Source organism: Aeromicrobium sp. CF4.19 (assembly GCF_051262555.1).
Taxonomy (GTDB): Bacteria; Actinomycetota; Actinomycetes; order Propionibacteriales; family Nocardioidaceae; genus Aeromicrobium.
Map to the genome: position 1 here is coordinate 134,267 of NZ_JBIMEU010000008.1, position 7,826 is coordinate 142,092.

12 protein-coding genes are annotated in these 7,826 nt (G+C 66.6%); 9 read left to right on the top strand and 3 right to left on the bottom strand.

The features are described 5' to 3' along the window. The first annotated feature begins 216 nt into the window (after positions 1-216). Together ACHAAC_RS15620 and ACHAAC_RS15625 are read left to right on the top strand one after the other, a co-directional pair. Positions 217-441 (top strand): hypothetical protein, encoded by a 225-nt coding sequence (locus tag ACHAAC_RS15620; protein ID WP_435717232.1) that lies wholly within the window; start codon positions 217-219, stop codon positions 439-441. Further along, a complete protein-coding gene (locus ACHAAC_RS15625) occupies positions 438-860 on the top strand; it encodes a TA system VapC family ribonuclease toxin (protein ID WP_435717233.1) in 423 nt (140 codons plus the stop codon). The genes ACHAAC_RS15620 and ACHAAC_RS15625 overlap by 4 nt, the downstream gene beginning before the upstream one ends. Here the strand turns inward: ACHAAC_RS15625 and ACHAAC_RS15630 are convergent, their stop codons facing one another. Then, positions 861-1,202, bottom strand: coding sequence for a DUF2200 domain-containing protein (locus ACHAAC_RS15630; protein WP_435717234.1), 342 nt, complete (start codon positions 1,200-1,202; stop codon positions 861-863). Positions 1,203-1,329: 127 nt separating this feature from the next. On the opposite strand from ACHAAC_RS15630, the gene ACHAAC_RS15635 reads away from it, so the two are divergent. From ACHAAC_RS15635 to ACHAAC_RS15645, 3 genes are all read left to right on the top strand, one after another. After that, on the top strand, positions 1,330-1,761 hold the full coding sequence (locus ACHAAC_RS15635; RefSeq protein WP_435717235.1) for a MarR family winged helix-turn-helix transcriptional regulator: 432 nt from the start codon (positions 1,330-1,332) through the stop codon (positions 1,759-1,761). Between the two features lie 44 nt (positions 1,762-1,805). After that, positions 1,806-2,228 (top strand): organic hydroperoxide resistance protein, encoded by a 423-nt coding sequence (locus tag ACHAAC_RS15640; RefSeq protein WP_435717236.1) that lies wholly within the window; start codon positions 1,806-1,808, stop codon positions 2,226-2,228. Positions 2,229-2,301: 73 nt separating this feature from the next. Then, a complete protein-coding gene (locus ACHAAC_RS15645) occupies positions 2,302-2,661 on the top strand; it encodes an A1S_2505 family phage non-structural protein (RefSeq protein ID WP_435717237.1) in 360 nt (119 codons plus the stop codon). Between the two features lie 33 nt (positions 2,662-2,694). Here the strand turns inward: ACHAAC_RS15645 and ACHAAC_RS15650 are convergent, their stop codons facing one another. Continuing rightward, positions 2,695-3,264, bottom strand: a complete 570-nt coding sequence (locus tag ACHAAC_RS15650) for a hypothetical protein (RefSeq protein ID WP_435717238.1) — start codon at positions 3,262-3,264, stop codon at positions 2,695-2,697. A 193-nt stretch (positions 3,265-3,457) separates the two neighbouring features. On the opposite strand from ACHAAC_RS15650, the gene ACHAAC_RS15655 reads away from it, so the two are divergent. The 4 genes from ACHAAC_RS15655 (at position 3,458) to ACHAAC_RS15670 (ending at position 6,842) form a co-directional block, all read left to right on the top strand. Continuing rightward, entirely contained in the window at positions 3,458-3,778 is a 321-nt protein-coding gene (locus ACHAAC_RS15655) for a nucleotide pyrophosphohydrolase (RefSeq protein ID WP_435717239.1), read from the top strand. Positions 3,779-3,963: 185 nt separating this feature from the next. Further along, positions 3,964-5,466 carry a DNA/RNA helicase domain-containing protein gene (locus ACHAAC_RS15660; protein ID WP_435717240.1) on the top strand — a complete coding sequence of 501 codons (1,503 nt, stop codon included), beginning with the start codon at positions 3,964-3,966 and terminating at the stop codon, positions 5,464-5,466. 181 nt (positions 5,467-5,647) lie between these two features. After that, positions 5,648-6,343, top strand: coding sequence for a DUF4352 domain-containing protein (locus ACHAAC_RS15665; protein WP_435717241.1), 696 nt, complete (start codon positions 5,648-5,650; stop codon positions 6,341-6,343). 253 nt (positions 6,344-6,596) lie between these two features. Next, the gene (locus ACHAAC_RS15670; RefSeq protein ID WP_435717242.1) at positions 6,597-6,842 is read left to right on the top strand and encodes a hypothetical protein; all 246 of its coding nucleotides are present in this window, start codon (positions 6,597-6,599) and stop codon (positions 6,840-6,842) included. A gap of 435 nt (positions 6,843-7,277) precedes the next feature. Here the strand turns inward: ACHAAC_RS15670 and ACHAAC_RS15675 are convergent, their stop codons facing one another. After that, positions 7,278-7,646 (bottom strand): DUF3253 domain-containing protein, encoded by a 369-nt coding sequence (locus tag ACHAAC_RS15675; RefSeq protein WP_435717243.1) that lies wholly within the window; start codon positions 7,644-7,646, stop codon positions 7,278-7,280. Positions 7,647-7,826 lie beyond the last annotated feature (180 nt).

A 7,826-nucleotide genomic window follows, 5' to 3' on the forward strand; every position in this document is an offset into this window, starting at 1 on the left:
CATGAGAGTCCACGATGAGCGCCGGCTGCACGTGCATCTGACCGCCGCCGGGCGCCGACCCGACGGCGAGGCCGAGGAGGTGGCGCGCTGCATCGCCCTGTGGACAATGCGACGCGTCGGCGCCGCTCCCTTGCGACCGTGCCTCCATGAGCAACGAAGACGTCGACGATCGGACGAGCCTTGAACATCCCCGGGTGATGCGTGATGCTTGATGACGTGCGAACCACCATCACCATCGACGACGACGTGCTCGCGGCCGCACGGCAGCTGGCGTCCGCTCGCCAACAGTCGATCGGTCAGGTGGTGTCGGAGCTCGCGCGCGCCTCCCTGGAGACAACGAAGAGCGGCTCCCACCGCAACGGCGTGCTGCTTCTGCCCCGTTCCGACGGTGTTGTGTCCAGGCCCGAGGACGTCGAGGCGCTGCTCGACGAGCTGCCGTGACCTCCTGCCTGCCCGACGTCAACGTCCTGATCGCGTTGATCGACCCGACGCACGTGCACCACGAGACGGCGCATCGTTGGTTCTCGGACGCAGGTCGAGGCGAGTGGATCTCCGTCCCGTTGACGCAGAACGGTGTCCTGCGGATCGTGAGTCATCCTCGATACCCCAACGTCCAGCCACTCAGAGCCGTGGTGGACAGCCTTCGTAGCTTGACCTCGATCGGCGATCACCGATTCGAGCCCGACTCGATCAGCCTCCTCGACGGCTCGATCGGACCGATGCTCACCAGCAGCCAGGTCACCGACACCTATCTCCTGGCCCTGGCGGGATCCCTCGGCGCACGACTCGTCACCCTCGATCGCAAGATCGTCACCACCGCGGTTCCCGACGGGACGCGCATCGTGGACGTCATCGGCTGATCAGGTCCGCAGGACCTTCTCCATCGGGCGGCCCTTGGCCAGCTCGTCCACGAGCTTGTCCATGAAGCGGATCTTCTGCATGAGCGGGTCCTCGACCTCCTGCACCTTCACGCCGCAGACCGACCCCGTGATGAGCGACGCGTTTGGGTGCAGCGTCGTCGCGGCGAAGAAGTCCTCGAACGTCGTCTCTGCCTCGAGGTGATGCCTCAGCTCGGCCTCGTCCAGGCCGGTGAGCCAGCAGATGACCTCGTCGAGCTCGGCCTGTGTCCGGCCCTTGCGCTCGACCTTGGTCACGTAGTGCGTGTAGACCGAGGCGACGCTGGTGGTGAAGATCCGATGCATGGCAGGTCAGCCTAGCCACCCGCGGGGAGAGCGGCCCTTGTCGTTGCCTCGGCCTGGTGAAAGAGAAGTGGCGGACGTCACCAACAGAATGATTGTGCACAATTAGATTGCATGCAATGCTTTTTCTATGACCACCGTCCGGCTCGACGACCAGCTCTGCTTCGCGCTGCACGCCGCCTCGCGCACGATGACGGCTGCCTACCGCGAGCCGCTCGCGCGGCTCGGCCTGACCTATCCGCAGTACCTCGTGCTGATGGCGCTGTGGGAGGACGACGGCCTGACGGTCTCGGCCCTCGGAAGCCGACTCAAGCTCGACAGCGGGACGCTCTCGCCGCTGCTGCGGCGGCTGCAGGCGCAGGGACACATCGAGCGCCGCGCCTCGAGCGAGGACGAGCGCCGCGTGCACGTGCACCTCACCGACACCGGTCGGACGCTGAGCGACGAGGCCGAGGAGGTGGCCCGCTGCATCAGCGAGGCCATCGACATCGATGCCGAGGAGTTCCTCGCCCTGCGCACCCTCGCCCGCCGCGTCGCGGCGCTCGACCCCCAGACCGCCTGACCCTCAGGCTCGCACGACTTCACCCACCATCCAGGAGGATCACCATGGACGCCCTGTACACCGCAGAAGCACTCGCCACCGGAGGCGGCCGTGACGGCCACGTCCGCACCAGCGACGGCCAGCTCGACCTCGACCTCGCCATCCCCGAGAGCATGGGCGGCAAGGGCGGCGCGGCCAACCCCGAGCTGCTCTTCGCCGCCGGCTACTCCGCCTGCTTCCACAGCGCACTGCAGGCCGTCGCCCGCTCCGAGAAGGTCGATCTCGGCGACTCCACCGTCGGCGCGAAGGTCTCCATCGGCTCCAACGGCGAGGGCGGCTTCCAGCTGGCCGTCGTCCTCGAGGTCGTCATCCCGGAGCTGCCGCACGACGAGGCGCAGCAGATCGCGGACAAGGCCCACCAGGTCTGCCCGTACTCCAACGCCACCCGCGGCAACATCGACGTCGAGGTCAACGTCGTCGACGACTGACACCGCAGCCGGTTGAACGACCCGCAGGCCCCACCGCATCGACATGCGGCGGGGCCTGCGCCATGATCCGGGCATGACCAGGACGACGCCCGCGAAGATCACCGAGCTGGCCGAGGACGAGGTCTTCGTGTTCGGCAGCAACGCCTCCGGCGCTCACGGTGGGGGAGCGGCACTCGTCGCCCACCGGACGTTCGACGCCGAGTGGGGCGTCGGCGAGGGCCTGACCGGCAGCACCTACGCCCTGCCGACCATGGAGGGTCCGGACGCCTTCCGTGCGGCTGCCGAGCGTTTCGTGGCCGTCGCTCGCGAGCACCCCGAGCTGACCTTCCTCCTGACCAAGGTGGGCTGTGGCATCGCCGGCCACGCCGAGGACGAGGTGCGGCCGTGGTTCGCCGACACCCCGCCGAACGTGGTCAAGCCCGCAGGCTGGTGACCGGCCGGCGCAACCGCCCTGTCCAGGACGGGCTCAGTCGCAGTAGTCGCACTGACCGGTCGCGGGCAGCGCGGTGAAGCACGTGGGGCACACCGCCACCGGCTTGACTGCCGCGGCGTTCGTGGCGCGCGAGGACGTCGCCGCGGCCTTGCGGGTGCCGGCTGGTCGAGAGGTGCTGCCCGGGCGGGATGGGCTTCGCGGACGGGCGGGCCGCGGGGTGCCGCCGTCGGCCGGCATGTTCTCGGCAAGGGCGCGGTAGCAGGCCAGTCGGTCCTCGGCCGCCCTCTGCTCGACGTCGCGGACGATGTCCCCTGTGGTGGCCGCGACGACGCGCACGTAGGCCTCGCCCACGGTGCCGTCGCGCTGGACGCACAATGACGTCAAGGGCGGATCGCCAGCACGCTCGGCCGCCAGGGCGGTCATCTCCACGAGGTCGCCGATCCAGGTCCGGCGCTCCGTCGGGCTCGGCACGCCCGTGCGGGCCGTGACCTCGTCGGCCAGCTGGTAGGTGGTGATGACGGCGCCGTAGCGGCTCGCGGTCTCGCGCAGGACCTCCAGCGCGGCGGGGGTCCATCGGGCGAACTGGGGAAGGATGCGGGGCACGTCGACCCACGCTAGGGGACTGCTCCACGAGACTGTTCAGGACGTCCCTCGAAGTTCACGAGAAGCCGGTCTGGCCCGCTGGCCGTCCCCCCAGGAGTAGCCGCTCACGCAGCACGGACGCGCTCGGCCATTCGCCGTTCGAGGGGGCCTCTAGAGGGATCTTCTGCACCTGGCTGATTGCTAGGGTGCGGCCATGTCAGCACTGCCTCTTGACGAAGAGCTCGCCGAGTTCATGAACGAGCGTGACTGGGACCAGTTTCATTCGCCTGAGAACCTGGCGAAGAGCGTGGTTATCGAGGCTGGGGAGCTGCTCGAGTGCTTCCAGTGGGGCGCCGAGGCTGACCTGGACCGAGTCAGGAGTGAGCTCGCCGACGTCCTGACCTACTGCCGCCTCCTGGCGAGAAAGCTCGATCTGGATGCCGAGCAGATCGTGCGGGAGAAGCTTGCGGTGACCCGGGGGAAGTATCCGGTGGAGAAGGCACGAGGACGCAGCACGAAGTATGACCAGCTTTAGGCTCGAGACGGTGGCTTTCGGTGCCGACGACGTCTCGACGTGGTCGGTGCTCGACCCGCTCTTTCGCAACTGGCCGGTGGTCTACACCCTCACGGGCGATCGAGAGATCTACGTGGGGGAGTCGCTGAACGTTGCGGCAGCACCTGGAGTCAGAAAGCAAGCGACAACTTGGCCGGACCGATGTCGTGGTTGATGGCACCTTCAACAAGTCGGCCTGTCTCGATCTGGAGTCCTTCCTCATCCGCCACTTCGCCGGCGACGGCAAGTACGAGGTGCTCAATCGCAACGAGGGCATCACCTACGCCGACTACTACGGCCGCGACGGGTACCAGAGCAACTTCGAGGCGATCTTCGAGGAGCTGCGCGGCCTGGGGTTCTTCACCAGGTCCGTCAAGGAGATCGAGAACACCGACCTGTTCAAGCTGTCTCCGTTCAAGGCCCTGACGCACGATCAGTCAATTGCCGTCAGCGACATCCTGGAGGGCTTCTTCGAGGACCTGACCCGCGAGGTGTCGAGCGAGATCGTGATCAAGGGCGATCCGGGCACGGGCAAGACCGTCGTGGGGATCTACCTCATGAAGCTTCTCAGTGACATCCGGAACGCCAAGGGCACCGAGCCCGCGGATGGAGAGTCGCTGTTCTCGGACTTCTTCACCGAGGGGCACCCCGAGCTGCTCCACGACACCCGCGTCGCGCTCGTCGTGCCCCAGCAGTCACTTCGGCAGTCGATTCGTCGAGTCTTCAAGAAGACGCCCGGTCTTGCTCCGTCGATGGTCTTGAGCCCCTTCGACGTCGGAAAGAGTGCGCAACTGTTTGACCTGCTCATCGTGGACGAAGCTCACCGGCTCAGCCAACGAGCCCGGCAGGCATCGGGCATGCAGAACCGCGACTACGTGGACATCAACATCAAGCTCTTCGGACGTGACGAGACCTGGTGGACCCAGCTCGACTGGATCCGTGCCCAGAGCCAGCACCAGATCTATCTCGTCGACTCGGCACAGAGCGTGCGGCCCGGTGACGTGCCGACGGCGCTCCTGGAGCAGATGCTCACGCGTACCCAGGACGCCGGTCGTCTGTACCGGCTGATCTCCCAGCACCGAGTCAAGGCCGGCTCCGACTACGTCGGGTACGTCCGCAACGTTCTTGCGGATCGACAAGAGCATCGCATGAGCTTCGGCGGCTATGACCTGAGGTTTTTCGACGACCTCGAGTCGATGAGGTCGGAGATCGTCCGGCTCAATGGCAGGGAGGGCCTGGCTCGGCTGCTTGCCGGCTATGCCTGGAGGTGGAAGACGAAGAAGGAACCCGGGGCCTTTGACATCGAGATCGGCGAGGTGAGGCTTCGGTGGAACGGCGTGACCACTGACTGGGTCGATTCCCCGACGTCCATCGACGAAGTGGGCTCGATCCACACGATTCAGGGATACGACCTCAACTATGCGGGAGTGATCATCGGTCCGGATCTACGATTCGACCCTGTCGCCGAACGGATCTACTTCGACCGCGACCGCTACTTCGACAGTCGGGGCAAGTCCAACAACTCGACGCTCGGTCTCACGTACACGGACGACGACCTGCTCGGCTACGTCCGCAACATCTACGCGGTGCTCCTGACCCGCGGGATCCTCGGGACCTTCATCTACGTCTGTGACCCCGCACTTCGAGAGCGGCTTCGCAGCTTCTTCTAGCACCGGTCTGCTGGAGGGAGGGCCAGCCCACCTCGAGTTCGGTTGTCCGTATGCCCGGACGGACCATCTTCCGGTGTTCCACGGACGGGCGTCGACACGGGATCACAGGATGTGGGGACCAGAGGTTCCGAGGCGATCGTGCAAGCACGTACGTCCGCCCCGGCTACGCGAGGAAGCAACCATGACTGATCAGAAGACGCCGGCGGGCTACTACCCGGACAACAACGGGATGATGCGCTGGTGGGACGGCCACCAGTGGACCGAGCACACCCAGGCTGCGGTGGCGATCGACACCAAGGCGAAGCGTCCTTGGTACAAGAAGAAGCGCATCATCATCCCGGTCGTACTCGTGGTTCTGGCGGTCGGCGGGGCGGCGATGGGCGGCTCGGGCGACACGAGCGGTGGCAGCGCCGGGGGTGGCAGCGAAGGCGGAGGCTCCGAGGAGGAGACCGTCGGGGCCAAGGACGCGCCTATCGCCATCGGCGAGACCGTCGAGCTCGAGGGCACCAGCTACACCGTCGAGAGTGCGGAAGCCACGAAGACGGTCGGCAGTGAGTTCTTCGAGGAGACGGCCGGTGGCACCTACGTCGTCGTGGAGCTGACGATCCAGAACCTCAAAGACGACACGCGCACCTTCTCCGACACCGCAGCGACACTGGTGGGGGGCAACGACAAGTCCTACTCCACCGACTCCGACGGAACCTTCGCAGCCATTGGTGATGATGGCGAACCGCTCATCTTCGAGGACATGCAGCCCGACGTCGCCAAGACGGGTCTGCTGGTCTATGACCTTCCCGAGGACGCTGCCGCCGGTTCGCTGCTCGAGGTGAGCGACCTGTTCGGCGGGGGCGAGGCCTACATCGACCTCGCCCTGTGAGGTCGATGTGAGGGTCGCGCAACCGGATGAGGGCTCGTTAGCCTGATCATCATGAGCCGAGGACATCGCCAGAACCGGGACCGTGGACGCCACCCGCCACGTCGCACGCGTCCTTCGACATCGCGGCCCGGGAAGCCTGACTAGCCCGGGCTCGCCGCCGAGATGGACCCGGTGCAGCTGGACCTTGTGCAGGGCGTTCGGGAGATGGTGGACGACAACGACGACCTGGGCCTGCTCGACTTTCGTCAGCACGATGGCCAGCTCGGACCTCAAGGTCATCGTCCTCCAGCAGGACGACGAGGTCGTGACCTGGAGCCAGCTGCTGGAGACGTTCTTAGACGTGCCGCTGCCTGAGACCAGCGCCATTCTGGTCGTGCTCGCGGCGTCGTCCCCGGACGACTTGATGCGCAAGCGCGCCCGCTGCACGGTTGTACCTGGTCCGCGTTCCTGTCGTCCTGGAGTCGATGGTTCGCTTCGAACATCGCCAGAAGGGCTTTGAGGCGGCCATGACAGCGGCGTCGCTCTAGACGGCGCGAGCCCTCACCCCGGACTATCTGACCGCCATCGGGCGTCCACGACGCACCGCACGGCCGCCAGCATCGCGTGGCTCATCGCGAGCACCAACCATCTCGCCGGGCCCGTACGCGATCATGACTTCCGCGGAGCTGCACCAGTACTTCGGTGTCAGCGGGAGCGTGAACCAGCGAGCCCACAGCCTGGCTGGGGCCCTCGGGGCCGACCTGTACCGACAATCCGGCAACAAGAGCTCGGTCTGCGCTACCTCGTCTCAGCTCGTCGGGCCGGCTGCATCAGGGCAAGGGACATCAACCGACACCGGATCGCGACGCGCGGTGACTGACTTGCGCGCCGGCGGTGGCACTTCGTCGTTGTTGCCGAACGTCGCCGGAACAGTGGCTGCTCGGCGATCCTCAGCTCAGGCCTCGCGGATCCGGATCGGACCATTGGCGGTCGACGGGTCCACGACGTGGCCGCCCTGGGTGATCTCCACGTCGCCGGCGTCCACCAGGCGTCGGGCGGCGCGCCGTGCGGGCTCCATCAGCTCGCGCCAGGTGTCGTCGGTGCCGACCGCTCGGGCAGCGTCGGAGGGGCAGATGGTCTTGCCGGCGCCGCGCTGGGCGAGGAGGTCCAGGATGGCGGTCTCGAGCACCCGGTCCTGCTCGGAGACCCCTCGTCGTCGGCAGGCCGCCGAGCAGTAGCGGACCTGGTCCCAGTCGCGCTCCCACTTCTTGCGCCACTCGATGCGACGGCCGCAGGCGGCGCAGGACTTGGCCGGGGGAGTCATGACCCCCAGTCTCGTCGAAGGGGGGTCTTGGGCAGCTCGATAGCCCGGCGGACGAGGGGTGTGGATGGACACGAGACAGTGTCGGAGGGGTCCAGTAGATTAGACCATGTACTCGAAAGAAGGATCCGAACATGGTCGCCACCCTGCACGAGGAGCACCCTCTGATGACGGGCGTGCGGG

Bases quoted from the DNA above. Each gene is read 5' to 3' on its own strand.
- ACHAAC_RS15630 (WP_435717234.1), bottom strand. From the start codon at position 1,202: ATGCATCGGATCTTCACCACCAGCGTCGCCTCGGTCTACACGCACTAC.
- ACHAAC_RS15670 (WP_435717242.1), top strand. From the start codon at position 6,597: ATGGCCAGCTCGGACCTCAAGGTCATCGTCCTCCAGCAGGACGACGAG.
- ACHAAC_RS15640 (WP_435717236.1), top strand. From the start codon at position 1,806: ATGGACGCCCTGTACACCGCAGAAGCACTCGCCACCGGAGGCGGCCGT.
- ACHAAC_RS15665 (WP_435717241.1), top strand. From the start codon at position 5,648: ATGACTGATCAGAAGACGCCGGCGGGCTACTACCCGGACAACAACGGG.
- ACHAAC_RS15675 (WP_435717243.1), bottom strand. From the start codon at position 7,646: ATGACTCCCCCGGCCAAGTCCTGCGCCGCCTGCGGCCGTCGCATCGAG.
- ACHAAC_RS15645 (WP_435717237.1), top strand. From the start codon at position 2,302: ATGACCAGGACGACGCCCGCGAAGATCACCGAGCTGGCCGAGGACGAG.
- ACHAAC_RS15655 (WP_435717239.1), top strand. From the start codon at position 3,458: ATGTCAGCACTGCCTCTTGACGAAGAGCTCGCCGAGTTCATGAACGAG.
- ACHAAC_RS15635 (WP_435717235.1), top strand. From the start codon at position 1,330: ATGACCACCGTCCGGCTCGACGACCAGCTCTGCTTCGCGCTGCACGCC.